Here is a 26,383-nt window from a genome sequence, read left to right as displayed (position 1 = left end):
TCAGCAGCAAATTCGGCATCCGGTAGAACTCGTGCCCTTCCGTCAGCGGCTCCACTTCAAACACGTCCAGCGCCGCCCCCCGTATCCAGTTCTCGCGCAGCGCCTGCAGCAGCCCCGTTTCCGTAATCGCATTGCCTCGCCTCAGGTTGATGATCACCCCGCTCGGCTTCATCGCCGGGAGTTCCGTCTCGCCCACAATGCCTTTGGTATCCGGCGTCTGCGGCATCGCCAGCAATACGTAATCGCTCGCCGCCATCAATTCCAGCTTGCGCTCCATCCCCCAGATTTCATCGGCAATGCCATCGCCCGTGCTCTTTTCCGGCCGCCGCCGCAAAGCGATCACCTTCATGCCGAAAGCCTTCGCCCGCTTGGCTGATTCCTTGCCAATGTCCCCGTAGCCCAGGATCCCCAGCGTCTTGCCTTCCAGCATGTCCATGTCAAAGACATCCCACTTGCCTGCCGCCTGGCTGTTCAGCAGTCGCCGCACATGCTTGGCGAAAAACAACATCGACGCCACGGCATACTCGCCCAGCGACGGGCTGAACGCTCCCTTAGCGTTGGTCACCGGAATCGGGCTCTCGCGCAGCCGCGTCGCCATCAGGTGGTCCACCCCGGCGGACAACGAATGCAGCCACTGCAACTTCCCGGCCACCTCCACCGCCGCCTTGGTCACTACCGCGGAGGCGCCCACCCCCGTCAGAATCAGGTCCGCCTCCGGTGCCCACGCTGCCGCTTCGGCGGCATCGTGCGTCACCTGATAGTCCACCTCGCCGGCTATGCCGTCCAGCATCTTCAAGTAGCGCGCATCCTTAGCGGCAATCACCAACAGTTTCAGCTTTTGCATGGCTTTAAACCGTTAGGATATCCTCCTCACTTGCTACCCTGAAGTTGTGCCGGAAATTTGCAGTTGCGGAGCGCAACTGGTAGCGGACGCCCGCTTCTGTCATCGCTGCGGCCGGCCCGTCGGCGGCGAACAGGTGGACGAGACCCCCGTTGAAGCGCCTACCCTCGAAAGGTCCGCGGAAGAATCCCCTCTCCCTGAGCCCGCGCTTCAGGAAAACCCCGCCGAGATCAGCTTTGCGAATTCCAGCGCCGTCCGCATCGGCCTCTTCGTGGCCGCTCTCGCCATGCTCATCTTCGTGCCGCTCTCCCAAGCCGCCGGTTTGTCGATCCTCGGCGTCTTCGGCCTCACCATTGCCAGCGGCCTGCTTGCTGTTTTCCTATACCAGCGCCGCACCGGCGCGCAATTGAACACCCGGCAAGGCGCTCGCCTCGGCTGGATGACCGGCGTCTTCATGTTCGCCTTCTTCCTGGTCCGCTTCACCGTCAGCCTCATTCCGGCCCTGGAATCCGGAGAATTCGCGCGCATCCCCGACGAAGCACTTTCGGGCAAGCTCTCCGCCGGCGACCTCGAAAAGGTCAAGGAAGTCCTGTCCAACCCCTGGCTCTTTTCGCTCTCAATTCTCTTCTTTATGGCGATCTACTTCATCGGCGCCACCGTGCTCACCAGCTTGGGCGGCATCCTCGGCGCGCGCTTTCTCAGCCGCGATCCACGTCTTCAGCGCTAAGCCCGCCATCACCACCCACACCGCCCAACGCAACTCCCGCTCCAGCGTGAAGTAAGCGCTCAGCGCCAGCAACCCATACCCGGCGATCCCGCCCCACAGTCTTCCTTTGCTCATTCGCTTGCTCGCCTCACGGCATGTTGTACGAGAACCCGAACTGCAGGCGAATCACGTCGCCCTTGAATTCGCTCGGCAACGGCGGAAACGGATTCGACGCGCTGATCCCCGCCACCGCGGCGCGATCCAACGCCTCCGTGCCCGAAGGCCCGGTAATCACCAGCTTCGGTACCTTGCCGTCCTTGGAGATCGCAAACTGAATGATCGTTTTCCCCCGTCGCCCAAAGCGCGCGCTTTCGGGTATCACCGCAAACCAGTTCCGCTTCACAATCGCCAGCACCCGAATCATGTACGGCCGGAAGTCCACGCCCTGCGGGTCGCTCAACAATTCCAGGCTCGATCCAGGCGATTGATGGCGATCGCTTAATTTTTTCCTGTTAGGGATACTTGACTTATCGGACTGAGTTTGTATGAATATATGTAACAAAAAAGCGCCTCCAAGCCTGATTATTCCGTAAGTATTTAGTTTTGATAAACTGATTTGTAACATTTCGCAGCATTGACAAACCTACCCCCTCTTGGCGCACAATGATTCGGCTTGCTTTTGTAATCGGCAGTGCAGCTGTGTAAAATTACCCAGTTGTTGCCTAGGGAATTGAGTGTGTTGTTCAAAGGCTGGTAACAGCAAGCAACGTGTACAAAATTGATTAACCTGATAGGGGAAAATAGAAATGAACGCAACGGTTAGCATATTTACAGAAATTCCGGAAACGCTGCACGAATCCCTCAAAAGTTACTTAGAATCACATCCGGATTGGGATCAAAATCGAGTATTAACGGCGGCGCTGTCATTGTTTTTGCTGCAAAATGGAGAAAGCGATCGCCGTGCGGCTCGCGTATATCTGGAAACTTTATTTCACAATTGCTAAGTAAAAATGCGGTGCAAGCAATCGCCACAAACAGCTAAGATACAACACCTCTACATGCTCTTGGTGCTGTTAAGCAGGCTTTTTTAGTTAGAGTATAGTCAGATGGCGATCGCTTACCTTGGGCGCTCTGACTGCGGTTAACGCCTGCATTGCCACTGACGACCCTACCTCAAAAAAAGGAAAATGTTATATATAAAACTCTCAATCTTCCCTTAATTTCAAACAGAGAAAATTGAAGTTATTTATACAAAGTGCGATAGCATTTAGCAGTCGAAGCAAGTCAAATTTCCCTGACAATTGCTCGAATTGAAACTAAATCTACTTGGATGACAGTTAACACCTGTAAAAGCTAGACGCACCCCATTTAAACTTTAAATCAAGATATTCAAAAATTGTCTGGCACAAGTTGTGTGGTAAATACATCAATGGCGTATCTTTGGGCGAAAGCTGTGTGAATGAACGCTGATACCAAAGAAATTCATGCCTTTAGCATCAAAAGTCAAGAGTCAAAAAACTCAAGACTCTTGATTCAGGACTTGCTATCAGACTGCGGCTGAGTAGGACATTCAAATTTATATCCAACGCCACGTACAGTCTGGATTAGTGCTGGCTGACTAGCATCGGCTTCAATCTTCTTGCGAATTTGACCGATATGCACATCTACAACGCGCTGGTCGCCGACGTATTCATAGTCCCATACCTCTTGGATGAGTTCGGCTCGTCGCCAAACTCGACCGGGATGGCTGGCTAAGAAATGCAACAAGTCAAATTCTAGAGCAGTTAAAAGTACTGGTTGGGTGTTAAGTGTTACCTCTCGGCGTACTGGATCGATCATCAATTTTTCAAATACCAGGCGTTTTTGTTCTGCGGTAGTAACAACCCGCTGACGCCGCAAAATTGCTGCTACTCTGACTTCTAGTTCTCCTAAACCGAATGGTTTAGTCAGATAGTCATCAGCACCTTTAGCAAAGCCGCGAATCTTGTCAGCTTCATCGGCACGGCTAGTCAGCATGAGAACAAAAACACCGTTACGGCTTTGCATCTCTTGGCAGAGGTTAAACCCAATGACATCTGGTAAATTCACATCTAGAATCACCAAATCTGGGTTAAATTGCTCAAATAAAGCTATGGCAGTCTTACCGTCTTCGGCAGCCTCTACCTGATAGCTCTGCTTAATCAGAAAGCGTTGAATTAAATTACGAACCGCAGGGTCGTCATCAACTACAAGAACTTTGGCAGGAGCCATGACCATCACTTTGCACAAAAAATCATAGGATTAATAAAGGTCGCCGCGTAAAAGCGCGGGTTCACGGGGGTGATAACAATCTACAAGTTTAAGGTATTAATTGAGCGATCGCCCAAGTAATAGTGTAATCAGGATTCTGGACAATTAGAATGCGAATATTCTGTTGATCGCTTTTTGTTGCACCGAAGTGCAGATGTTGAAATTGTCAAGTTATTTGTGTCCAGTAAGCTTACTGGACCGGCATTCCGCACGATTTGGGTGCGAATGGGACACTTTGGTGATTTTAGTTGCGCTTGTTTTAAAACGCTTCAATTTTAAATCGATATGCAGCTCAATGCCACAATCCTTGTTGAAAACTAATTATTTAAAATGTCAAGGTACGGTGAGACGCTTTATCACAAAACAAAAAGTTAATTTTTTCATCAAGGATGCCTTTTAGGTATTTTTCGCTTAAATTCAAGATTAGAGCTAGAACTGGGCAACGACATGAGGGGATACACTGAGTTATAATAATATGTTAAAGTTACTATAGTTAAATTTCCCAGGTCGATAATATCGCTGTTGAGTGCTACTATCCTGGTAGGGCAACAATCGAGCGATCGCATATCGACCGAGATAAAACCCAAAAAACCGTTTTTCCTTCAAAAAAGGCTGCTGCCAACTAAGGCTATACGTAATAAACTCCCATGAGCGATCAAAATCCCTACGAAAAACTTGGGGTATCTGAAGATGCTAGCTTCGATGAAATTCAAGACGCTCGCAATCGCCTGTTGGAGCAATACAGTGGCGATACAAAGCGTCTAGAAATGATTAACGTGGCTTACGATGCGATTTTAATGGATCGCTTGCGGATGCGCCAAGAAGGTAAAATCAAAGTACCCGAACGCATTCGGTTTCCTGAACGCCTCGTGCAAGCACCTGCGAAAGAAAGTCCCACCAAGAACGAACAACTTTCCCCCGCTTGGCTGCAACGAATCATTGATAAACCAACGCCTCAAGATGTGTTGTTACCTGGAGCTTGGTATCTGGGTTTGAGTACTATTAGTGTGTTTTACCAAGCCGGGGGCGATCAGGTTTTACAGTTGGCATTGGTGTTAGGTGTTGGTATAGGTATTTACTTTCTCAATCGCAAAGAAGGCAAGTTTGGTCGAGCAGTTTTGTTGACTCTGCTCGGCTTAATAGTAGGTTTAATTACTGGGGGACTAGTTGCTGGGTTGCTTGTGCCGCAAATGACATTTATCAGTATGACGGCAAATCAGTTTTCGACTGTGCTGACGTTTATATTGTTGTGGTTGATTAGCAGCTTTCTGCGTTAGCCTCACGCTCTAAAACAAAATCGACAGCCGCGCTCAAATCCTTCACAATTAAGTCAGGGTTGTATTGTGCCAATTGGGAGCGATCGCGAATGCCGCACTCTACAGCCATCACCTTGACACCGTGATTTTTAGCGGCGATGATGTCGGCTTCTGTATCCCCCACCATCCAAGTATCAGCAGCGGTTGGTAGTTCTGATATTGCCCGTTCCATCAGTAAAGGTTTATCATCAATGTCGCGGGTTTTAACGTAGTCGTTGGTTAGGCAATAACAACGATTTTCCGGGAAAAACCTGCCTAAATCATGTTTTTTAAAGGCATAGTCAAGTTCTTTAAATCGGCGCATTGTCATTACTGCCAAATCTATTCCAGCTTGTTGAATTTTTATAAGTGCTTCCACAGCTCCCGGCGCAAGAGTATCATAATCAAAGTAAGGCTCTGTATGCACGGTTTGCCGCCGCAACTGAGCAAACTCTTGTGCTTGTACTTCGTCCAAACCGGAATTTAAGGCAATTTGTTTTTCCGGAACGCGCGATCGCTTCAATTGCCAAAATTCCGCTTTAGTAAGTTCTTTTACTGCTTGGTTTGGGCGAAGTGTTTTCTCCAGACAGAATTGATAAACGCGGTAATACCGTTCGGAAACATCAATAATCGGACCGTCAAAGTCTGTAATTAGTCTTAACATTTAGGAAAATGTAAATTTTATTTACAGACTAACTTAAATCGTATTGTCTTTTCAATTGAAATATTTGATGCGTGAATTTGGAATTACTAATCTTAGCCGGAAAATGATTAAAGGCTACCGCGTTTGATTTGTTCGTTTTCAATCGCTTCAAACAAAGCGCGAAAGTTACCTTCACCAAAACCTTGAGCTTGCGAACGGCGTTCGATAAACTCAAAGAAAAAGGTGGGCTGTCCGAAAATTGGCTGAGTAAAAATTTGTAGCAGTACTGCTTTTTGATTATCTTCTCTCCAATCTACCAAAATTTCCTGTCTCGCTAACGCCTCAAGTTCTAAAGTTGATAAAGGCAGTCCTTGTCGCTGTTTTAGCTGCGAGTAATAGCTTTGAGGCACTGGAAGTAAGGATAAACCACTCTGCCGAAAAAGAGCGATCGCATCCACAATATTGGGCGTTTGCAAAGCGATATGTTGAATTCCCGCTCCTTGGTTCACGTCCAAAAACTCTTGAATCTGAGAATGAGTTGAAGCAGGTTCATTAATTGGCAATTGTACGCCCCCGTCACGTGAAAGCATAACTCGGCTGTGCAAAGCAGAGCGATCGGTTTTAATTTTAAACGCCTGCTGCGGTTGAAAATCGAGAACCTCTTCATACCAAGCCACAGCACGTTCTAAATCACCCGCTGCCACATTTAGGACAATGTGATCTATAGCGGTGATGGAGGAGGGGGAGAGGGGGAGAGGGGGGGATGGGGGGATGGGGGGATGGGGAGAGGAGGGGATGGGGAGAGGGGGAGATGGGGGAGAAATTCCTCCAAGGAGTCCCCCTTGTCCCCTTGTCCCCTTGTCTCCTTGTCTCCCTTGTCCCCTTTCTATCAAAGTATGAGTCAAAGAACCCCAAGCGGCGATTTTGCCCCACTTGATGTATTCTTGACTTTGTTGGTATTGCTGAATCGGTTGTAGGATTTTGGCGTTGTGTTGTGCAGCGAGGGCGATCGCTTTTTCCACATCTTCGACGGCAAAAGCGACATCTGCCACACCAGGGGGATGCTGACGCAAAAACTTAGCTACTGGACTTGTGGGTAACAGTGGTGAAGACAGCAAAAAGCAGACAGCACCACTTTTGACTACTTTTGTGCAAGTGTGGAACGATCCATACTCGTTGCTTGATGTCAAGGTTAAGGGCATTATATAATCTGTTACTGCTTGAAAGCCAAGATGACTTACAAACCAGTCTTGCCAAACGAGCGCATCTTTTACATAGAAGTGAACGTGATCTATTTTCATAAACTAGGAAAATCCAGCGCTTAGAGCTTATCTGTCTGTAGATTTTGCCTTTTTTGCCGGATTTTCAGGTCTTTCCTAAGCTAGAATTAAGTATAATCAGCTTTGTTTTTGACCTAAAAAAACATCTCTATGCCAGGAAAGCGAGTTAAGGCTCTCTCCAATGCCGGCGATACTCCCTTGGAGTGGCTTTGCCAACGCACCGACAATGACTTTATCATGCATTGTGTTCTTTACATTTATTTACATTATACATAATACTGAACAAGAGACTAAGCTGTAACACTCTTAGCTTGACGTAGTGCTACATGCCAGCGATCGCCTATTTTTTGTAGCTCAAAAGAATCGCATGATTTCAAAAAAGTGATATACTTAACGCTCAATTCTAATTTTTTAAATATGTCAGTAATTCCTTGACCGTACTGTTTATTAAAATTAGCACTTAAAGTTTCAATAGGAATATAGCCTGTTGGATGTTTATCCGCTAAAGCATTTATAATTGCGACCAGCGACTGTTCCAAGTCTGTTTTAGTATTTATCTGTTTTTTCTCAACAGAATCATTGCTAACAGCTTTATTTAATTGAGGTATTTTAAATAACGCCACATATAATTCTTTATCCTCTGGCAATTGGTGAAAGACAAACTCTGATTTGTCAAGAAAAATATCCTTGGTTGTCTTACCCGGAAGGCTATAAGACACAACTTCACTTATGTTCAAGTTGTACTTTTTATAATAGATTTGCGCTATCTGAGATAGTTGAAACCATTGATTTGAAGTGCGCGTTTCCTCGGATATGATTATCTTTTTAATCTGGGCATTTAATTCTTCAATTGAAGGTGGTTTCAAAAGTGAATGAGTATGTTTATTACCACTTTTACTATTCAATATTGTTATATTATTTCCTTGCTTGCTAACCCGATATACTGTTAATCCATTTTTCTGAAGATGGTTGCACAGGTTAGTCATCACCGTATCTGAGGAACAAACTAAAACTTCCTTAGCTTTTGGGTAATGCTCATGAATTGACGATCCAAAAGCTATCATTTTTCCATCAGCATGATCTTTACCTGCGGGGACATGAATCAAGTCGTAGCCACGCTGATGAAATTCAACATCTAATTTACCCATGCTGCGCCAATTGGCAAAGGCAATTTTAACTTGAATCGGGCAAGTGCAAACTGTTGTTAATAATTGTTCAGTATCGGCGTTTATTTGTAGGTTTTCTGCATCTAAAAGTAAAACTGCTATTTTTGTTTGCGCTAAAGAGCCATTAGTAACTGTGTTGAGGCTGCTTGAACCATTTAACTCAACTTTTGCAGGATTTAGTAGACGAATGTCTTCAATTAATTTTATTAATATTGGTGAGTTGAAGGATTCAGGAATTAATAAAACTTTTAGAAATCCTTGCAATTTTTTAATTAATGTGTCCCAGTCGTCACTTGGGCGAAGTATTTCGGTTAATTTTGCTGTTAAACTAGATTGATGGCGGCTGTTCCAAGGTACGTTTCTATATTTTTCCTGTAATAATTCTGGTTGCTTGTCTTGAATGGCAATAATTGCTTGACCAACATAGAAGCCGATTTTGTTGAAGAGAGTAGAATCATAAGTTGTCAGCAAAAGTTCCATAGTTTACAGGCATTTCCAAGCACGCTACAGTAGGACATCCCCAACCATCATTAAAGATGGTAATTTAATTATGTTATATCTGGGCTATAAACCATCTGAGATCCGTGAAACTGCTTAAGGTAAATGTTAATACTTAGTTAATTTTTTTAGCAGGCATTTCTTGTCCATTTTGGTGCAGAATTAACTGTGTCACTTCTCCTTTTTCATTTTTGACAAAGGTTATTTGGGCATAAACTAGCGTGTAGAAAAATTCCGTTTCTGATTCGGGGTAGATTTCAACTTTAGATTGTGCAGTAGCTTGAGCAAAAATTTGGTCATTTTCTTTGGTAATTGTAATGATGAAATTAGGAGCTAGTTCATATTCTCCAATATAAGCATCATAGATTTTCGGGCCCAGTTTTATCGCAGTTCTTTCTAATGGTAGTTCATATTTTTCTCCAAAAACAATTGCGGCTAAGTCTTTACTAATTACATTAATCATTGAAAATCCATTATTGCACAACACAATGATACAAATATCATCATTAATATATCGGTCTAAATTTGTAACAAAACCATTAATTGCCCCGCCATGACCGACAACTTTATGATTAAATAGTTCTGTTATAAGCCAACCATAGCCATAGTTTTCTAGAAAAGGAGTAAAAGCATTATCTAAAGAAGCTTTACTGACGATTTTTTCAGTATATAATGCTCTATCCCACAAATATAAATCCTCTACTGTAGAGTACAAAGCACCTGTACTATAACCAATAGACGTATCTATATAAGCTGCATTTATTGAGCCATTACCAGTCATATAATAACCAGAAGCGCGATTTTTAATTATTTTACTGTAATGGTCATATCCAGTATTTTTCATCTCCAAAGGTTGGAAAATATTCTCTAGGAGATAAGTTTCATAAGGTTTGCCAGAAATATTTTCAATGATGTAGCCTAATAAAATATATCCAGAATTGCAGTAGCTATATTTTTCTCCGGGGGTAAATTCTAAGGGTTTATCTTTAAATTTGGCAATGGTTGTTTCAACAGAAGAAGGTATCATCATAGTTTCCTCATAATCAGGAAAACTTGTAAAATTAGGAATGCCTGATGTATGAGTTAATAAATGATGGATGGTAATTTCTTTACCTGTTTCTGGATAATCGGGTATATGTTTAATTATTGAATCGTTGACGTTGAGCAAGTTTTTTTCTTGCAATTGCATGATTGCCATTGCAGTAAACTGTTTGGTAATGGAGGCTATACGGAATTTTGTTTGAGGAGTATTAGGAACATCAAGTTCATAATTTGCCATGCCATACCCTTTACTGATTAAAATATTACCGTTTTGAGCGATTAATACAGAACCGCTAAAATAGTATTTGTTGGTATGGAGTTGAAGATATTCGTTTACTTGCGCTTCGATGTTTTGCATGGTAGGTATAGTAATATTTGGTTTCAGATACCCGACTTCGAGCGAGAAGTCGGGTATCTTGTTTTTCTAAGCGCGATCGCCTACGGCGGGCACTTTGTGCGATCGCACAATTTTTCAACACCCAAAAATGCTTTTAGTCGTGAGCTTCTTTTTGTGGTTGAGAATCGCTGTTACTACCAATAATTGCTTGAAAGATATTCCCTACTAAAGAGAAAAACGCTCCTACTAATAACACGAGCATTAAACTAGCAAGTGCAGCAAAGGGAGAAAGGATGAACAAGAGTAAGAAGGCAAAGATTAAAGTTGATAGTAATGTCTTATTCATGGTTTTTAGGCTTAATGGTTGCTATTCTCAACCTAAACAGTTAATTGATTAGTTGCGCCTCATCTTGAAGAAGTAATTATTCCTCTTTCTTTAGTAGTAGTAAAATAAGAATGGTTCGCCTTGAAGATATCTGCTACAAAACGTCTCAGTTACGTAGGGTATACTTTCCAATAAGTTATCGTGTTCGTTGGGATTTGAGGCGTGAAATGCAAAATTATGTATCATTGCGGCGAGAAAAAATGCCTCTAATATATTTTGATAGTCATCAGGCAATAAGCGCACGCTTTGATAACCATTGAGGAACGCTTTACGGTTTTCACAAAGCAGATGTAGCAGTGTGGAGCCAATATCATAAAGATAATAACCGAAGCCACAACGTGAAAAGTCGATCGCTCGCGCCTCATCTTCATGAAAGATATAATTGTTTTCGTTTAGGTCTGCGTGTATCACACCCCAACAAGAGCGTGTTTTTCCTAACACTGTCATCACTAGAACAATTTGCTTGACTGTTGTCTCAAGCACAGCAAAATCAGCGTCAGATATTGTCACTAGATGCAGCCTCATCAGTGAGGTTTGTAACTCCTCCCAGTCGTATTTTGGTCGCACGAAGCTTAAAGGTAACTCCCAAACGCTGGTGTGTTGATGCAACCGTGCCATTAATTCTCCAATTTGCCATGCTTGAGTTGGTGTGGGTTGGGTACTGATTTGACAACCCTCAACCCACTGCATTAAAGTGCAATTTAGTGGTGGTGTCTTATCAATTTTTACAGAGGTGAGGAAAGTGCCGTTTTTGTTTTGCACTGGCTTTGGTACTATCAGGTTGGTATCACGATGTAATGCTGATAGCCACAAAAGTTCTGAGTTAATTACGTTGTGCTGCTGCCAAATTGAATCGCTTTGTTGAGCAATTGGGTGATGGATGCGAAGAAGGAATTTTGCTGCTTTGCCGCTATATGAATTAGATGTTTCAATGCGAAAGGTTATGTTTTCGCTATGACCGAGGAAAAATAATCTCGCATCGCTGATGTTGTATTGAGTTAGTGCAGTTTGTGCGAGTTGGTTCCAGTCCATTTTAATTTATGGAAATGAGGTATGGGTTAAGAAAGCGCTCTTTGCGCTTACTACGTTTATCTCACGAATTTGAGGCTTTCTATTTGTTGGGTAAATCCGTCTATGAAGATGCTCAAAATTGTGCGTTTTCGTAGTTTGATGTTAACACTTACTGACATCCCTGATTGAAGAGGTAATTGTTTGTCTTTGACTATAAGTGCTTGTTGATTTAAACGCACTTTGACGGGAAAGCTGTAGTAAGGACGAATTTCGGTGGGTGGTAAGGCATCTGAACCGATTGATTCTAGTGTACCTTTGATATCACCAAATTCGCTAAAGGGAAAAGAGTCTATTCTCACGTCTACAGGCATTCCTACTCTGACGAAACCGATATCTTTGTTGGTTAGAAATACTTCGGCTTTTAGAGAGTTTTCGGGGACAACTTTGAGAACGGGTTCGGTGGAATTGGCGACAAATCCAGGGTTGCTGGCTTTTAAATCAAATACTGTACCATTGACTGGGGAACGAATTTCTTGATAATCTAAAGAAACTTGATTTTGGCTGATTTGGCTATCAAGTTCGGCAATGTTCTTTTCGTTTTCAACGATCGCCTTTTTTAATTGGCTGTCTATTTCCGCAATGCGTTTGTCGTTCTCGGCTATTTTCGTCCACAAATCTTGATTTGATGCAGACATGGTATTTTGCAGACGTTCCCCAGATTGGGCGATCGCTAATTTCAAACGTTCTCCTTCCTGGATTAACTCATCGACTTCTGACTGCTGAGTGCTGACTTGCTGCTGCTGCTGTAGATATTGTAGTCGAGCGATCGCACCTTGTTTAAATAACGGTTCTAGGTCTTTGAGAATACTGGAATTGATTTTTAAAACGTTTTTCGCATTAACTAACTTTACCTGATTTTGTGTTAATTGCTTTTGTAATTGCGAGGCTTCTAACTTGACTGTAGCAGCTTTTGTTTTCAATTCTTGCTGACTGGTTTGCAAGCGTAATTGCTGATCAGGTGTCAGATTTACTCCTTGGTAATTTCCAGAAAGTTGCACTCGATAAAGTTGATTTTCGGCAACTAAAGCTGCACGATTTTTCGTCAGCATTGCTATTTCTTCAGGCAATTTTACTTTATTTGCTGCTGGAATGCGAACTTTACCATCCATTTGGGATTGGTAAAATTGATTTTCTTGTAGTAAAGTATTACGAACTTTTTGGAAATAGACTTTTTGCGCTTTTTGTGCTGTGTGGTCAAGACGCAACAGCAAGTCTCCCTGCTTAACTTGTTGACCGTCTTTAACATAAACCTCTTTTACTAAACCATTGAGCGGTACTTTAACTTCTCTGACCGTTCCTTGTGGTTCTAGTTTACCAGTTGCCGGAATCGCTTCTTCAATTTTAGCAACAGCAGACCAAATTAGCGTGAAACTAGTTACACCAACAATACTCCAAAGTACTGCTCGTGATAATATAGGCGATCGCTGTAAAATTACAGGTTGGTCAAATTCAGAATTCATTGGGTATTGGGAATGGGTAATTGGGCATAGGGCATTGGGCATGGGGCATTGGTAATAATTCTTTTTCTAGTCCCCAGTCCCCAGTCCCTAGTCCCTAAAGTTGTGCTTCTTGTTGTTGATATAAGCAGTAATAACGACCTTTTTCACTCATTAATTGTTGATGAGTTCCTTGTTCGACTACAAAGCCTTGATCGAGCATTAAAATCAAATCGGCGTTGCGGATTGTGCTGAGACGGTGGGTAATAAAGAAAACTGTTCTCTCGCTGAATGCTTGGGCTAAATTTAAACATACTTGCCGTTCTGATTCGTAATCAAGAGCGCTGGTAGCTTCGTCGAGAATGAGCATTTGCGGGTTTTGCAGGATGGTTCGAGCGATCGCTATTCTTTGTCGCTGTCCCCCAGAAAGCGATGCACCGCGCTCTCCAACTCTGGTATTGTAGCCATTGGCTAAATTCATAATAAACTCGTGAGCAAAGGCTATTTTCGCAGCTTCGATAATTTCTTCTGAGCTTGCGTCTGGATAATTTAAGGCGATATTTTCTTGAATTGTTCCATCAAATAACAGCGTATCTTGTAGTACAATACCTATCTGTCGTCTGAGTGAATAAAGTTCGACTTTGTTAATGTCGTAACCGTCGATTAAAATTCGACCCGATTCTAAAGGATACAAACGCGGCAGAAGTTTCATCAAAGTACTTTTGCCGGAACCGCTTTGACCGACTATCCCGACAAATATACCAGCCGGAAATTCTAAGTTGATATTGTTGAGTTGTAGCGAACCGCTGGGGTTGAAGCGGAAAGATACATTATCATACTTTACTGAACCCTGAATCATCGGCATGGGAATGTTACCGCGATCGCTTAGAGAAGATTCTGTAGGTGAGTCGATAATGTCGCTCAACCTTTCCAAAGAAAGCGCGGTTTCTTGGAAATTTTGCCATAGTTGCGTTAAACGCAGCAATGGACTGGTGACGTAACCTGCTATAATCCGAAAGGCGATTAATTGCCCTAAAGTAAGTTCGTTTTTGAGTACTAAATAAGCTCCTACCCACAACACTAATAAACTGGAAAGTTGACTCAAGAAGTTGCTGGTAGAACCTGCTGCGGTGGAAGTTTGAACTGTTTTAAAACCAGCGCTGACATAACGAGCGTAACGTTCTTGCCATTGCCAACGCGATCGCAATTCGATATTTTGCGCTTTTACTGTTTGGATACCCGATAGTACTTCAACTAAATGAGATTGCGCTTCCGCATTGCGTTCTGCTTTCGTTCGCAGTTGTCGGCGTACAATTGGAGAAACTAATGTTGTTAAAAGTACGAATAACGGTAATGTAGACAGTGCTACTAAACTCAGCAGCCAACTGTAGATAAACATTACCACAATATAAATAACCGAAAACACCGCATCCAAAACGACTGTTAAAGCTGTTCCGGTTAAGAATTGCCGAATATTTTCTAACTCATTTACTCGCGTTGATAATTCACCTACAGGACGACGTTCAAAGTATCGTAAAGGCAAACGTAGCAAATGGTCAATAATTTCTGAACCTAGCGTTAAGTCTATTCGATTGGTGGTATCGACGAATAAATAAGTCCGAATACTAGTTAGGATTGCTTCAAATACAGCAATTACTATGAGAAAAATCCCCAATACTTGCAACGTATCAGCGCTATTTTGGACTGAAACTTTGTCGATAATAACTTGGGTCATCAACGGATTTGCTAACCCAAATAATTGGACAAAGAATGAGGCAATAAATACCTCTATTAGTACTTGACGATATTTGTATAAAGAAGGTAAAAACCAACTTAAACCGAACTTTTGCTGGGGTGTATATCTAGTTTGTTGCAGCAGCAAAACTGCTACAGTTTCCTTTTGAGATTCATCTAATTTGGTTGCCGATTGTAGGAGAATACTAGCAACATCTGCGGTTTTTTGCCGTAAAACTCCAACTTCAGGAATTCCTAAAACGATCGCTTGAGTATTAATTTCGTAAAGTAGGGCAAAACTATCTTGCCATTGAACGATCGCCGGTGCTTGAAGTCGTCCTACCGCGTTGACTGGTAAACTGATAAGTTGGGCATTTAAACCGAGTGATTCAGCGATCGCTCCACAATGCTGCAACGATAGCGTACCTGTTCGTCGTTGCTGCAAAAGCAAAATCTTTCGCAAAACTTCGCGACGAAAAGGCAAATTCAATTGCTTGCTCAACATTTCAAAGCAAGCTATAACCGCATCTATTTTACCACTACCGCGCGAGTGTGGATATTTTTTCAGGCTAGAAGTTTCTAAGAGTCTTCCTTCCGGTTCATCTGGTGCGTAGGGGATATTGTCGTGGGAGGTGGGGAGGGGTGGGGAAACCCCACCCGTACCGGAGGCATGTAGGGGCGGGGTTTCCCCGCCCTTACTTTGCGGTAAAATATTGTCGGGAAAGCCAAGTAAACGCAGATGCTTGCCTTTTATGAGGTGCGTTTCGGGATGATAGCGAGTAGCGATCGCATCAAGTGGAATGGTTCCCCCACTAATTAACCATAAGCGATCGCTTGGCAATTTACTTTGAGAATCTTGAGGTAGATTGACAACTATAGTTTCTGAATGAACCTTTAAAGCTAATTCTTTCAACGAATTTGAATGAGTCGCTTCAAGTAATAACTCATTATCTGCACGACTTTGCAATTCTGCTGCTAATAAATCAAAAACTTCGATTAATTCCGCACGGTTGTGAAAGTAAGATGCAAAGGCTTTTTCTTGTTGTAAAAGTTTGATAAATTCGGTAGATTTTACAGTTAGACAGATAGTTTCACTTGAAGCGATCGCTGTTTCGCAACCTACTCCCCGGATTAATCCCACCCAACCTAAAATATCTCCTCTTTGCAGTAACTTTAAAGTTACCGGCATCTGATTTTTTGGATCGTATCCTAATAGTCGCGCTTGTCCTTCAAAGATAATGGAAATGACAGCGGGTATTTTTGACCGCATGACAATTGTTTGTCCCATGCGGTAGCGCAATAATTGCGTCTGTTGTGATAGCCTAGATAACGCCGCTGTTGAAAGTTGGTCAAAAGGAGCGATCGCTTTTAGAAATGTTTCTGTGTTAATTGTTGTGTAGCTCATCAAGTCAACGTTTTTAGGGTAATTAATATTAAGATTTACGACTTACTGCATTTGTTATGGAAAAACGAACCGCGTTTGCCCTTGGCGTCTGGTGAAGGAGAAGGCACGAAGAACACGAAGGAAAGAGGTTAAAAAGAGTTTTTAGTTAAGTTATATAAGAATTCAAAGTTATTATTTAGTGAGCAATCAGCTGTTTATACTGTGTTTGTATCCAATTTTCAAATAATTCATTTAATAGTCGCTGACGCATTGACTCATTTAACTGAGACGAAAGAAACTTTTCTAATCTGACAATGACAATCCACTCTCCTAAGCGAGTTGGTGGTAAAAGCTTACCGGGTTGACTTGCTATTAGCATCTTTGCTAAATCTGGATGGGGAACTGACAATTCCATCGGACCGAGTAAACCCCCTGTTTCCGCTTCGGAACCTAAAGAATATTTACTTGCAAGTTCACTAAATGACTGTTCTTTTTCTTGAATGCGAAAGTAAAGTTCTTGAGCAATACCGATATCTTTGACTCGAATTAATGAATATATTACCCGATCTAACTTTGCTTTGCGTTGGAGAAAATAAGACTCTAGTTTATTTACCCAATTACCTTGTTTAAAGTATTCCAGCTTGGTGTTGCGGGTGATAATATGGTCAAGTTGTTCGCGAGATAACCCACGCGATACAAGCCATGTTTCCAAATCAGCATCCGATTTGAGTTGATGTTGCTGATAAAACTGTTGACACGCTTTAAAGGTTTCTTCGGTTGTCAAAGTAATATCGGCGATCGCACAATCAATCAAAACCTCTCGCATAAACTGCGGCATTATCCCATACTGCTTCAGTAGAGAGATAATTTCCCCAGATGTAATTTTACTTATATGTGTAGCGGCTTGTTGCCAAACATCGCTAACTTGCAAATTCATTGCAGTCATATCAGTTTTTATCGGGTTTGCCGCTTTCATTTATTACCTTAAGTATTAACGTACCGATTAAAGGTCAAGAAAAGGTTATAAATTGGTTAATTTTAGTCACGAGTTAAGAGTCAAGAGTTGCGTAGGGTGCGTTATGGACGCAAGTCCATAACGCACCGAACATCATTGACGGTGCCGTACTTTCGGCGCGATAACGCACCCTACCAAACTACTATCGAGCAAAGAAGAGGTTCAAGGATAGCCCATTGCTTGGATCGTCAGGTCACTGGAGTAGGGTTTTCGGCGCATGACTTTTGTCATTTTGTGCAATCAAGTCAACTTTACTACTTCTGAGACATCCTAAAGAGGCAACAACCACCAATTTCTAATCTATCTGCGCGTTTCCACACAGCCTGCGCCGACTACGCCACTACCATGATGTCGGTATAGCTTATTAATGCCTGATTCGACAGTGTGGCGATCTGTATCTGAGCGACTCCTCCTTTACCGTCGTTATCGAAGAACAGCGCTCCGGTAGATTGGTTGTATATAAAGCGATCGCTCGAATCTGCTGCCGAGGAACCTAGATGGAATTGAGCATCGGAAATCGTTCCTAGACTCAGGCTATTGCTAAAACCAGACTTGACTACGTGGATGTCGTCATTGTAAGAAGAAAAGTCCGTAATCGTGTCAATTCCCTCGCTAGTGTTGTTGAACTTGAAAACGTTGAAACCAGAACCACTGGTGAGAACGTCATTGCCAAAGTCACCAACTAGGATATCGTTATCAGCGCCACCTATTAGGGTGTCGTTACCAGATCCACCATCTAGGGTGTCATTGCCGGGTCCGCCATACAGTGCGTCGCTGTCAGCCTCGCCATACATAAAATCATCACCAGGCTCACCACCATCTCCCTCTCGGCTGAAGGGATTGCCAAGGGTATCATTGCCTGCACCACCGTACAGAATGTCATTGTCGTAAGAGCCATCTAACCAATCATCACCATCCCCTGCATAGATAAGGTCGTTACCCTTCCAAGCTACTAAGACATCATTCCCACTGTTCGTCCCGACAGCATCATCCCCGCCATATAAAGTATCATCACCTTCCCAACCATCGAGGTAGTCGTCGTCTGTACCGCCGTACATTGTGTCGTTGCCTGTAGCGCCGTATAGTTGGTCGTTTCCTTCGTTTCCTTCTAGGTAATTTTCTACGTCACTACCGCGAGGGTCGGGTCCTGGGTAGAGAACAGTAACTCCCAGACCATATAAGGTATCGTTACCAATACCACCATATAAATAGTCCTTGTCGTAACTGCCTCTTAAGTCATCATCGCCAGTACCACCATAGATAGTGTCTGAACCTGAACCACCATCAAAATAGTCATTACCTGGTCCTCCATCAGCCCAATCATCCTCTGCTTGCAACAGAAATCTATCATTCCCTCCACCCGCGTACACTTTACTCAGTCGATAGCCTCCAAGAAATTGATTGTCATCGGCATCATCGTAATATCTGAAGTCATTAAAAAACTTACCTGTCTCTGGGTCTTGCTTTAGATTTCCCAAATCTGGCATAGAAATAGTATCTATTAGCATTTCTGTGTCTCCTTAATCGATTTGTAAACTCATCCTTGCGGTAATTAGCCACTTCTTGCGTTCCGGAAATTAGAGAACTCAAGGTGTCTTTTGAAGCTGTTAATCACTTCAATCGAAATTGGTAAATGTACATGTAGTTTCTCCTGATTTTTCCACAGGGCTTTAGCTCGATTTTATCCAAATCAAAGAACGTAACCTTGCGATCTGGCAAAACCTCCAGATTTCAGGGAAACCCTTTTTCGACTGCGACTGATTTTGGTGACATCGAAAAAGTCAAAGTACTGGTAAATAAGGCTTTCAGCTTATGCGATCGCTCTTGCAGCAAAATGGATTTTGTCGAGTTTAGAGCATGTCTGAAAAGTTAAAAATGCATCTTGCCAAGCTACTAAACTAGCCTAAAAAAGTCGCTAAAATGTCTATTTTCTGTGAGGTAGATCCCAAATTTTTCTTCCAGGAAGTAGCAAAAAAGAGGCTTCTCAGACATCCTCTAAGCTCGACTTTATCCAAATCAAAGAACGTAACCTTGCGATCTGGCAAAACCTCCAGATTTCAGGGAAACGCTTTTTCGACTGCGACTGATTTTGGTGACATCGAAAAAGTCAAAGTACTGGTAAATAAGGCTTTCAGCTTATGCGATCGCTCTTGCAGCAAAATGGATTTTGTCGAGCTAAGAGTCTAACAGCCAGAATTTTCTTCACGAACTTTACTTTACACTCCGCCTATTAAAATTGTAGGTTCCGCAGTTCCCATAATGTTAAGTTCGCTACAAAAATATACAAAAGCAGGATTATCTTGGCTCTGTTCAATGTTGAATGTAACAATACTAACTTTGGCAACTTGGTATAATGAGGTATGCGTGACAAGCACCATATCATCTGAGGATGCCGCCACCGTTTTGGCTGATGTTCAAGTTGCTGAAATTTAAATTACCAGTTAGAGTGATGCGTTCCCGCTTCGGGTTGCCGTAGGCATCGCCTTCATCAAACTTAATAATTGTGGCAATTCCTACCTAGAATTTCGCCTGCCTTGCGTGGATTGCCGGTCTGACCATAAAAGCGATGCCTACGGCAACCCGAACGCGAGTGCGTCTCCGACAAAAGAAGCGGGAACGCTTACAATTAAAGTTGCTCCTAATTCCCCCAAAAATTCATGCAAATCGTTCTACCACCTGAAGTAGAAGCCCTGGTACAACGCCAACTCACGCTTCGGTAAGTATCAGAACGCCATCGAAGTTATTCTTGCAGGCATAAAACTTCTAGAACAGCAAGAAGACATCTATCAAGGACGACTGCAAAACCTGCAACAAGAAGCGCGCATTGGGTGGGAAGCGTCCCAGCGGGGCGAAGTTGTTGATTCTGTGACTGCAATGGCTCAAAGAAAGCGCCAATGTGCGATCGCGCAGAGGTAATATATCTAATCAACGGCGATCGCACAGTACAACACACGATGACAATTAACATCACGGTTTATGATTTTTGGGATTTGAGAAAAGCAGCAAATCAAAAATCCCTGTTTGGTTACTTACACGACTAAAGAAAATCAAAAAACAACCAGAAGCGATCGCCTCTGGCTTTTAAACTTCTATAAAAGATTTAAATTAGGAAAAAATTCCCCCAACGTTACTGCTAAAAGTACTCGCAGACTGATTAGATACAACCGCAAGCAAATCATTACCTGCAAAAATACGTACACCACTTGCACTGTCAGCAAAGCTCAAATCATTCAGCAGGCTGCCTATCATAAATCTACTTGAGCCTAATTCAAAGTTATTGATGGTGTCGTAACCTTCACCTTTTTCTAGCGTTACGGTAGCTTTTCCACCCAAGAAAATAGTATCTAAACCTGCACCACTATTAATGAAGTCACCACCCCCATTAGCAAAGATAGTGTCATTACCAGCACCTGCGTAAATCCTATCAGCTTGAGAACCAGCATATATAAAGTTATTACCTTCACCAGCGTAGATAGTATCAAAACCACCATTGCCATAAATGGTGTCATTACCAGCACCACCGCTTAAGTATTCATCTTTGGCAGAACCGTAAATTTGATCGTCACCATCACCACCAAAGATGATAGTTGCCAAGCCATTACCATAGATGGTATCATTACCCAAACCACCATTTAGGCTAGTACTATTACTGCTACCGAACAAAGTTTGATTTGTTGTGATGGCAGATGCGGTAAAAGCTTCGGCTTTCAGTTGTACGTTATCGAAGTCTACTTCCACACCTCCACCATTAAGCAGATTCACTAAGCGGATACCTAAGTTTTTCCCTAAAATAGATTCACCAGCAGCAGCAGTATAAGTAACGGTGGTAGTAGTAAACTTGCCGTCTTCAAGTGTTAAGCTGTTATTATCTACAGCGATCGCTTCATCCCCTGCTAACAATTCAACGCGATATCCAGGAGAACCAGTTAAGTCAAACCCAAAGAAGTTACCTGCTGCACTACCGACATCAACTGTCAAGGTATACTTCGTATTTGCTGCCACAACAGTATCGAGAGTCTGAACTAAACCTGCAATACCGCTTCCGGGAGATTGAATTAAAGAAACATTCGCTATATTCTCACCTTCGGGCACTTGGTTATAAAAGTTTGCGGTGGGATTAAATGTGTCAATATTTGAAGTAATATTTTCCGGACTAATTTCTCGAATTGCAGGTAGAAGTCCATCTGGATTATATGCTGTCCAACCTGGCGGTGGTTCTAAAGTATATCCACCATCTGGCAGCACAGTCAATTCAAACCCAGCGTTGTTGATGGGAATTAACGAATCATTTAACATAATTGTATTTTTCGGCAGATGCTGTAAAATTAATACTTGGAGAGAGTAATTATACGCATATAAACTTGATTTTATTTATAAAGTTTTGATGAAAAATACTTTTACTCTCTGGTAATATTAAATACCAATTCAATTTGTGATTGTGAGATTTTGGGTGGGGTTTCCCCACCCCTACTATGACTACGCGAAGATGGCGCTCGTAATCGTGCTAGACTGCGTATATTTGAGAGTTGCTAGCAAATCTGCACCCGCACTGATAAGGGTGTCGTTACCGTTTTGGCTGATGTTCAAATTGCTGAAGCTTAAATTACCAGTTAAAGTGATGCGATCGCCTTCATCAAACTTAATAATCGTCGCAATTCCAGCACCTTCACTCAGAATAAAGCGATGCCTACGGCAACCCTTGATCGGGAACGCTTCAATAGGAGGGACATTTTTTTATTTGTCAGTCCCTAAATGCGATGGCTCCGCCCGCCGCAGGCATCGCAATAACTAGCAGTCTTCAAATGGTGCAACGCCGCAACAGTAGTCACAGTCATCCGGGAGCAGGGCATTTGGCGATCGCATTACTACCACCCACGCAACCAATCATATAATAATTAAGAATAAATATCAATAAAATAGCAAAAATGACCCTGTTTCTTTCAGCTAGAGAAGCCTATCGACAACAGCAAAAGACTACTCCAACCTCTGAAACTACACAAACCAACTCATATAATACTGGGTATCTGGCAGTGTTGGACGATCCAAAACATAATTCTTTGGGTAAAAAATTACAATTGGGGATTAAGCATTAACAATGAGCAGAGTTTTTACCGAAGCCGAGTGGGGTGAAGTGTGGGCAGAAGGAATAGAACAGGGAAAAATCACTGCCCAAGGGGATGAGATCGAAAGTGTTTCCCTGGAAAACTTCTCTATTGGGCAAACTCAACTTGGAAGCGGACAAACTCGGATAGTCCAGCTACGTCCTGGACTGTTGCTACAAGTTGATGACTTTGTATATCACGAAAGTTTCGGTGAAGATCATTTTATTGATGAATCTATTGGTGTGGTTTTACACTTCTGGATGATCGGGGATGGTAGAGTTCAGACCTTCGGTGTCAAAGATGATTACTACGAACAGGCAGGGGAGAATTATTTATTTTTTGTTCCCGGAACCCGCGAGATTGAGACACGATCTGTTGGACGGATGTTAAGTATTTGTATTCACGTTGTGCCACATTTGCTTAGAACCATTGCTGCTGGGCGCAGTGATTTTTTTCCGGCACAACTAGAGTCGTTTCTAAACGGTGATACAGCTCCCCGGTTTCATCAATGTGCAGGTAAGAATACACAACAAATGCAAACGGCTTTACACCAACTACTAAACTGTCCTTATCAGGGAGTAACCAGACAGATTTATCTAGAATCAAAGGTATTGGAACTGGTTGCTTTGCAGTTTGCTCAACTCGTAGAGTATCCCGTTGATGAACCGCGATCGATCAGCTTAAAACCAGACGATCGCGATCGCATTTATCAAGCCAAAGAAATTTTACTTCGCAACTTTGTTAAGCCTCCCTCAGTTCGGGATCTAGCACAGCAGGTGGGATTGAATGAATTTAAACTCCGACAGGGTTTCTATCAAATGTTTGGCAATACGGTCTTTGGCTGCTTGCAAGACCATCAGATGCAAGAGGCACGGTGGTTGTTGTTAGAGCAAAATCTGACGGTTGAGGGGGTGGCGGCAATGGTGGGCTATGCCAGTCGGACAGCATTTCATGCGGCATTTCGCAAGAAGTTTGGTATTAGTCCCAAGGAATATCAGATGAAAAATAAAAATACTCGGTCTTGAAGACAAAAATACTCGGTCTTGAAGACAGAGCGATCGCCTAAATTCCGTATTATGAACCACATCTAATTATTAATAATTCTCAATTATTGTATTTGAGATTTGCGATCGCGCCAGCAATGGAGAGCGCGATCGCCAGTTAATTGATGATGTGGGGAGATAGTAGTGATTCGGAAACAGCAGTCATTTCTCTTTTTGGCAACATTTACCTTTACGGGTGAGCAAGACGGATATAGCGTACCAGATGCGACAACAGCTACCAAAACCGACACGCCACTACGCGATATTCCCCAGTCGATTCAGGTCATCCCCCGGCAACTGCTGGAAGACCGACAGGTAACACGAGTGCAGCAAATCACAGATAACGTACCGGGTGTGCAGGAAGACGTACCGGCTGGTGGTGCTCCAGGTGCAAACTTTATCATTCGAGGCTTTGGTAGTCCCACCAACTACCGAGATGGCTTCCGAGGTTCCGGCGATACAGATTTGTTTGATGTTGCCGGGATTGAGCGAATTGAAATTCTCAAAGGTTCTGCTTCCGTTCTCTTTGGACAGAATGACCCAGGAGGAATCGTCAACATTGTTAGCAAACAGCCTCTGACACAACCTTACTATTCTTCCACGCTGACCATTGGCAGCTTTGACTTTTACCGCCCTACCGTGGATATTTCCGGACCGTTGAACTCTCAAAAAACAAAGCGTTGCCGTACTCGGCATCACGCCCGACGGTTGTGTGACTTACAGCGAGAGGAACACAGCATTGAAACCGAATTGCAGCAACTTCTAAATGATTCCAAGTTTACCGCTTACCGTGAGGTTTTCAAAACCTTTGGCTTTGGGCTGCGTTTGGAAGCAATTATCCTCTCCCAAATTTACCCGCTCGAAGCTTACTTTGGTGCTGATGGTAAACCAGAAGTAAGGATTCGCAAAGGTCGAAAATCCGGAAAGCCTACCAAGCGTTACTTATCGCTGCGTCGGTTTCAGAAGTCCCTAGGGCTTGCACCGTCAATGGATGCATCAGGCGATAAAAGTAAAATTAAAATTGTCGGTGATTCTGACTTGTGCCGTATCGCCTTCTGGCAATGGGTTTTTACTCGCATCGAGGTTAAGCGCTGCCGTCTTAATAATGAGATTGGTGCAGCGCTGGGCGCTCAATTGGATGCTGAAAAAGCGGCAGGGCGTCCGATTCGGTTAGTGCGATCGCGCTGCCTTTGCCAAAGCTGCAAAGTTACTATTTCGGGAACTAGTTAAAGCTTTAATATAGGGACTGAGGGATAAAAAATTAAGCGGCGCTGATATCAAATCAGCTTAAATAAGGAAAGCATCTGTAACCTATGCCATTTCTTACGGATTTGGACTTAGCCGAAGTTGTACAAAGTAGTCCTCCCTCACCCAAATTTACTAGAGTGAAAATAGGCAGTTTACAAACTGTCACTTAAAATAGTTGCATTTTAATTGAACTAATGATATGGTCTATTTGTGTGTGAGGAGCAAGTTAAAAATTAAAAAACGCCTGGGGTGGAAACACGGTAACACTCCCAAGCGTTTTTTTATAGCTATTAACCAGCGCAAAGAAAGAAAATTGTGTCCAGTCGGACAACTGTCACTTCACATACTTGCAATTTGATAAAAGCAGTGATATTCTTCAGTTGTGTGTGAGGAGCAAGTTAAAAGTAAAAAACGCCTGGGGTGGAAACACGGTAACACTCCCAGGCGTTTTTTCATGGCTATAAAAGAGCGAGTAAAAAGAAAATTGTATCCAGTTGTCTAACTGTCACTTCACATACTTGCGGTTTGATAGAACCGATGATATTCTTAAATCGTGTGTGAGGAGAAAGGTTTAATTAAAAAGCGCTTGGGGTGGAAACACGGTAACACTCCCAGGCGCTTTTTAATGCGGGAATATAAAAGATAGCGTTGCATAACCTTGGGATGAATCGTAGAGACGAAGCGAGCGGAACGTCTTTACAATACGTCAAATTTATCGACATTGTTTGTAAAATCATCTTGCCAATAAGTAGGTGGGTTGAATTAAATATAAAACCACCTGCGGGTGGAATGCCGCCATTCATTACGGCATCAAGTACGATTAATGGTGCGTTAAACTTCGTTATAACGCACCCTACACCTTTTTCCCAATTACCACTTGTATAAGCCAAGCCATCTGGAGAGAATATGTCCATCCAGTAAGGTGAATCCCCAGAACGTTTCGCTTCTGGTAGCAGTTGACCGAGGTATCCACCAATACCAATTTTCGCCAAGTCGCCAAAAGTTGGGCGAAAATTACGGTCTGCGATCGCCAAGACATTCATCGCCAATTACCAAAATAATCACAATTACAGACCTAATAGTAATGCGTGACAGCATCTTAACCCTCATCTGACCTTACTTTGTGCTTTATTTGCAACTTGAGTTCTTTGATTTCATCAAAAAGCCGATTGGCTTTATGGTCGATTTTTTCTTCCAGTGCGTGTAATAGATAATCTACTCGCTCAAAACGTTCACAGTAAGCAGCCACATGCACGCCAAAATTAAATTCGTTTTCAGCGATCCGCTTAATGAGTGATTTGTTTAACTCATCAATTGCATATAAAATTGCTTTTTCAACTTGAAACACTCTATAAGTGATTTTGATCAACGCTATAATTCCCAAACAGGATATCAAGATTGTTTTTCATTAATTCAGTCCGAACAAAAAGCTTAAACCCACGCCTGAGTTATTACCACTTACCAGTTTTATTGCGCCATTTGGCTCGACCTGCAACCGAGAAGTCCCGCCACTGGCATAAGTCACTAACCAAATAATTTCACTTGGTCGATAGCCAGAAGGTAAGGTAGCAACTACCTCGTTGGTCACTAAAGCGTAAGTTTCGAGCAAAAATATTTGGGTGTGGAATTGATCAAGTCCGGAATCCACTTCTAGTATTTTTTCCATTCCCGCTTATTTTTTTTGCAAAACTGATAACTAATTGTGGTCTTCCCGCACCTGGTTTTAATGCCCAATTATCGGGAATGCCTAAAATAATGTCTTTATTATTGTTTTTGGCTAAACATATCTCTGTATTAATTTTTTCTAATTATTGATACTCGTTAAGAATTTTTAAAGATTCGTCTCCAGTATTGGTTTTAATTACTTGT

25 protein-coding genes are annotated in these 26,383 nt (G+C 42.8%); 7 read left to right on the top strand and 18 right to left on the bottom strand.

From position 1 onward, the window contains the following. The coding region (locus AABK37_RS28465; protein ID WP_432554855.1) for a D-2-hydroxyacid dehydrogenase at positions 1 to 844 on the bottom strand (844 nt) is incomplete at its 3' end. A 46-nt stretch (positions 845 to 890) separates the two neighbouring features. Here AABK37_RS28465 and AABK37_RS28460 point away from each other — a divergent pair. Continuing rightward, a complete protein-coding gene (locus AABK37_RS28460; protein ID WP_432554854.1) occupies positions 891 to 1,568 on the top strand; it encodes a hypothetical protein in 678 nt (225 codons plus the stop codon). 127 nt (positions 1,569 to 1,695) lie between these two features. Here the strand turns inward: AABK37_RS28460 and AABK37_RS28455 are convergent, their stop codons facing one another. Further along, entirely contained in the window at positions 1,696 to 2,007 is a 312-nt protein-coding gene (locus AABK37_RS28455; protein WP_432554853.1) for a TonB family protein, read from the bottom strand. A 346-nt stretch (positions 2,008 to 2,353) separates the two neighbouring features. Between AABK37_RS28455 and AABK37_RS28450 the strand changes: the two genes are divergently transcribed. Then, positions 2,354 to 2,551, top strand: coding sequence for a DUF2811 domain-containing protein (locus AABK37_RS28450; protein WP_432554852.1), 198 nt, complete (start codon positions 2,354 to 2,356; stop codon positions 2,549 to 2,551). 529 nt (positions 2,552 to 3,080) lie between these two features. Here AABK37_RS28450 and AABK37_RS28445 read toward each other — a convergent pair. Continuing rightward, a complete protein-coding gene (locus AABK37_RS28445; RefSeq protein ID WP_039754473.1) occupies positions 3,081 to 3,797 on the bottom strand; it encodes a response regulator transcription factor in 717 nt (238 codons plus the stop codon). A gap of 686 nt (positions 3,798 to 4,483) precedes the next feature. On the opposite strand from AABK37_RS28445, the gene AABK37_RS28440 reads away from it, so the two are divergent. Further along, positions 4,484 to 5,113, top strand: a complete 630-nt coding sequence (locus AABK37_RS28440) for a CPP1-like family protein (protein WP_432554851.1) — start codon at positions 4,484 to 4,486, stop codon at positions 5,111 to 5,113. Here the strand turns inward: AABK37_RS28440 and AABK37_RS28435 are convergent. From AABK37_RS28435 to AABK37_RS28380, 12 genes are all read right to left on the bottom strand, one after another. Next, on the bottom strand, positions 5,094 to 5,795 hold the full coding sequence (locus tag AABK37_RS28435; RefSeq protein WP_432554850.1) for an HAD family hydrolase: 702 nt from the start codon (positions 5,793 to 5,795) through the stop codon (positions 5,094 to 5,096). The genes AABK37_RS28440 and AABK37_RS28435 overlap by 20 nt on opposite strands. A 107-nt stretch (positions 5,796 to 5,902) precedes the next feature. Then, positions 5,903 to 7,075, bottom strand: coding sequence for a 4-hydroxyphenylpyruvate dioxygenase family protein (locus tag AABK37_RS28430; protein ID WP_432554849.1), 1,173 nt, complete (start codon positions 7,073 to 7,075; stop codon positions 5,903 to 5,905). 269 nt (positions 7,076 to 7,344) lie between these two features. Next, positions 7,345 to 8,700, bottom strand: coding sequence for an NYN domain-containing protein (locus tag AABK37_RS28425; protein ID WP_432554848.1), 1,356 nt, complete (start codon positions 8,698 to 8,700; stop codon positions 7,345 to 7,347). Between the two features lie 133 nt (positions 8,701 to 8,833). Then, positions 8,834 to 10,117, bottom strand: coding sequence for a serine hydrolase (locus AABK37_RS28420; RefSeq protein ID WP_432554847.1), 1,284 nt, complete (start codon positions 10,115 to 10,117; stop codon positions 8,834 to 8,836). Between the two features lie 133 nt (positions 10,118 to 10,250). Then, entirely contained in the window at positions 10,251 to 10,442 is a 192-nt protein-coding gene (locus AABK37_RS28415) for a hypothetical protein (protein ID WP_432554846.1), read from the bottom strand. 90 nt (positions 10,443 to 10,532) lie between these two features. Then, positions 10,533 to 11,513, bottom strand: coding sequence for a phosphotransferase enzyme family protein (locus AABK37_RS28410; RefSeq protein WP_432554845.1), 981 nt, complete (start codon positions 11,511 to 11,513; stop codon positions 10,533 to 10,535). Positions 11,514 to 11,569: 56 nt separating this feature from the next. Further along, on the bottom strand, positions 11,570 to 13,054 hold the full coding sequence (locus AABK37_RS28405; RefSeq protein WP_432554844.1) for an HlyD family efflux transporter periplasmic adaptor subunit: 1,485 nt from the start codon (positions 13,052 to 13,054) through the stop codon (positions 11,570 to 11,572). Positions 13,055 to 13,106: 52 nt separating this feature from the next. After that, a complete protein-coding gene (locus tag AABK37_RS28400) occupies positions 13,107 to 16,127 on the bottom strand; it encodes a peptidase domain-containing ABC transporter (protein ID WP_432554843.1) in 3,021 nt (1,006 codons plus the stop codon). A 175-nt stretch (positions 16,128 to 16,302) separates the two neighbouring features. Beyond that, positions 16,303 to 17,082: a peptidylprolyl isomerase gene (locus AABK37_RS28395; RefSeq protein WP_432554842.1), complete on the bottom strand. Its 780-nt coding sequence runs from the start codon at positions 17,080 to 17,082 to the stop codon at positions 16,303 to 16,305. Between the two features lie 371 nt (positions 17,083 to 17,453). Beyond that, positions 17,454 to 18,629 carry a calcium-binding protein gene (locus tag AABK37_RS28390; RefSeq protein ID WP_432554841.1) on the bottom strand — a complete coding sequence of 392 codons (1,176 nt, stop codon included), beginning with the start codon at positions 18,627 to 18,629 and terminating at the stop codon, positions 17,454 to 17,456. Positions 18,630 to 19,861: 1,232 nt separating this feature from the next. Then, positions 19,862 to 20,089: a hypothetical protein gene (locus tag AABK37_RS28385; RefSeq protein WP_432554840.1), complete on the bottom strand. Its 228-nt coding sequence runs from the start codon at positions 20,087 to 20,089 to the stop codon at positions 19,862 to 19,864. 137 nt (positions 20,090 to 20,226) lie between these two features. Beyond that, positions 20,227 to 21,417 (bottom strand): calcium-binding protein, encoded by a 1,191-nt coding sequence (locus AABK37_RS28380; RefSeq protein WP_432554839.1) that lies wholly within the window; start codon positions 21,415 to 21,417, stop codon positions 20,227 to 20,229. Positions 21,418 to 21,878: 461 nt separating this feature from the next. Here AABK37_RS28380 and AABK37_RS28375 point away from each other — a divergent pair, with 461 nt between their 5' ends. The 4 genes from AABK37_RS28375 to AABK37_RS28360 all read left to right on the top strand — a co-directional run bounded on the left by AABK37_RS28375 (position 21,879) and on the right by AABK37_RS28360 (position 24,496). After that, positions 21,879 to 22,013: a hypothetical protein gene (locus tag AABK37_RS28375; protein ID WP_432554838.1), complete on the top strand. Its 135-nt coding sequence runs from the start codon at positions 21,879 to 21,881 to the stop codon at positions 22,011 to 22,013. 33 nt (positions 22,014 to 22,046) lie between these two features. Further along, positions 22,047 to 22,214, top strand: coding sequence for a hypothetical protein (locus tag AABK37_RS28370; protein ID WP_432554837.1), 168 nt, complete (start codon positions 22,047 to 22,049; stop codon positions 22,212 to 22,214). Positions 22,215 to 22,216: 2 nt separating this feature from the next. Then, a complete protein-coding gene (locus AABK37_RS28365; protein WP_432554836.1) occupies positions 22,217 to 23,248 on the top strand; it encodes a helix-turn-helix transcriptional regulator in 1,032 nt (343 codons plus the stop codon). A 162-nt stretch (positions 23,249 to 23,410) separates the two neighbouring features. Continuing rightward, positions 23,411 to 24,496, top strand: a complete 1,086-nt coding sequence (locus AABK37_RS28360; protein WP_432554835.1) for an IS110 family transposase — start codon at positions 23,411 to 23,413, stop codon at positions 24,494 to 24,496. A gap of 593 nt (positions 24,497 to 25,089) precedes the next feature. Here AABK37_RS28360 and AABK37_RS28355 read toward each other — a convergent pair. The 3 genes from AABK37_RS28355 to AABK37_RS28345 are packed head-to-tail and all read right to left on the bottom strand — an operon-like array spanning position 25,090 to position 26,180. Beyond that, the gene (locus AABK37_RS28355; RefSeq protein ID WP_432554834.1) at positions 25,090 to 25,563 is read right to left on the bottom strand and encodes a hypothetical protein; all 474 of its coding nucleotides are present in this window, start codon (positions 25,561 to 25,563) and stop codon (positions 25,090 to 25,092) included. Positions 25,564 to 25,613: 50 nt separating this feature from the next. Next, positions 25,614 to 25,862: a hypothetical protein gene (locus AABK37_RS28350; RefSeq protein WP_432554833.1), complete on the bottom strand. Its 249-nt coding sequence runs from the start codon at positions 25,860 to 25,862 to the stop codon at positions 25,614 to 25,616. A 60-nt stretch (positions 25,863 to 25,922) separates the two neighbouring features. Then, positions 25,923 to 26,180 (bottom strand): hypothetical protein, encoded by a 258-nt coding sequence (locus AABK37_RS28345; RefSeq protein ID WP_432554832.1) that lies wholly within the window; start codon positions 26,178 to 26,180, stop codon positions 25,923 to 25,925. Positions 26,181 to 26,383: the final 203 nt, after the last annotated feature.

Source organism: Tolypothrix sp. VBCCA 56010 (genome assembly GCF_050875635.1).
Taxonomy (GTDB): Bacteria; Cyanobacteriota; Cyanobacteriia; order Cyanobacteriales; family Nostocaceae; genus Hassallia.
The sequence above is the reverse complement of the archived record's forward strand: the minus strand, read 5'-3'. Positions and strand labels throughout refer to the sequence as shown.

What these genes read in the sequence shown, in the direction of transcription:
- AABK37_RS28400 (WP_432554843.1), bottom strand. Translation starts at nt 16,127, where the DNA reads ATGAGCTACACAACAATTAACACAGAAACATTTCTAAAAGCGATCGCT.
- AABK37_RS28370 (WP_432554837.1), top strand. Translation starts at nt 22,047, where the DNA reads ATGACCCTGTTTCTTTCAGCTAGAGAAGCCTATCGACAACAGCAAAAG.
- AABK37_RS28375 (WP_432554838.1), top strand. Translation starts at nt 21,879, where the DNA reads ATGGCTCCGCCCGCCGCAGGCATCGCAATAACTAGCAGTCTTCAAATG.
- AABK37_RS28430 (WP_432554849.1), bottom strand. Translation starts at nt 7,075, where the DNA reads ATGAAAATAGATCACGTTCACTTCTATGTAAAAGATGCGCTCGTTTGG.
- AABK37_RS28345 (WP_432554832.1), bottom strand. Translation starts at nt 26,180, where the DNA reads ATGGAAAAAATACTAGAAGTGGATTCCGGACTTGATCAATTCCACACC.
- AABK37_RS28425 (WP_432554848.1), bottom strand. Translation starts at nt 8,700, where the DNA reads ATGGAACTTTTGCTGACAACTTATGATTCTACTCTCTTCAACAAAATC.
- AABK37_RS28445 (WP_039754473.1), bottom strand. Translation starts at nt 3,797, where the DNA reads ATGGCTCCTGCCAAAGTTCTTGTAGTTGATGACGACCCTGCGGTTCGT.
- AABK37_RS28450 (WP_432554852.1), top strand. Translation starts at nt 2,354, where the DNA reads ATGAACGCAACGGTTAGCATATTTACAGAAATTCCGGAAACGCTGCAC.
- AABK37_RS28435 (WP_432554850.1), bottom strand. Translation starts at nt 5,795, where the DNA reads ATGTTAAGACTAATTACAGACTTTGACGGTCCGATTATTGATGTTTCC.
- AABK37_RS28420 (WP_432554847.1), bottom strand. Translation starts at nt 10,117, where the DNA reads ATGCAAAACATCGAAGCGCAAGTAAACGAATATCTTCAACTCCATACC.
- AABK37_RS28440 (WP_432554851.1), top strand. Translation starts at nt 4,484, where the DNA reads ATGAGCGATCAAAATCCCTACGAAAAACTTGGGGTATCTGAAGATGCT.
- AABK37_RS28365 (WP_432554836.1), top strand. Translation starts at nt 22,217, where the DNA reads ATGAGCAGAGTTTTTACCGAAGCCGAGTGGGGTGAAGTGTGGGCAGAA.
- AABK37_RS28380 (WP_432554839.1), bottom strand. Translation starts at nt 21,417, where the DNA reads ATGTTAAATGATTCGTTAATTCCCATCAACAACGCTGGGTTTGAATTG.
- AABK37_RS28415 (WP_432554846.1), bottom strand. Translation starts at nt 10,442, where the DNA reads ATGAATAAGACATTACTATCAACTTTAATCTTTGCCTTCTTACTCTTG.
- AABK37_RS28390 (WP_432554841.1), bottom strand. Translation starts at nt 18,629, where the DNA reads ATGCTAATAGATACTATTTCTATGCCAGATTTGGGAAATCTAAAGCAA.
- AABK37_RS28385 (WP_432554840.1), bottom strand. Translation starts at nt 20,089, where the DNA reads ATGTTAATTGTCATCGTGTGTTGTACTGTGCGATCGCCGTTGATTAGA.
- AABK37_RS28405 (WP_432554844.1), bottom strand. Translation starts at nt 13,054, where the DNA reads ATGCCCAATGCCCTATGCCCAATTACCCATTCCCAATACCCAATGAAT.
- AABK37_RS28395 (WP_432554842.1), bottom strand. Translation starts at nt 17,082, where the DNA reads ATGAAAGCGGCAAACCCGATAAAAACTGATATGACTGCAATGAATTTG.
- AABK37_RS28410 (WP_432554845.1), bottom strand. Translation starts at nt 11,513, where the DNA reads ATGGACTGGAACCAACTCGCACAAACTGCACTAACTCAATACAACATC.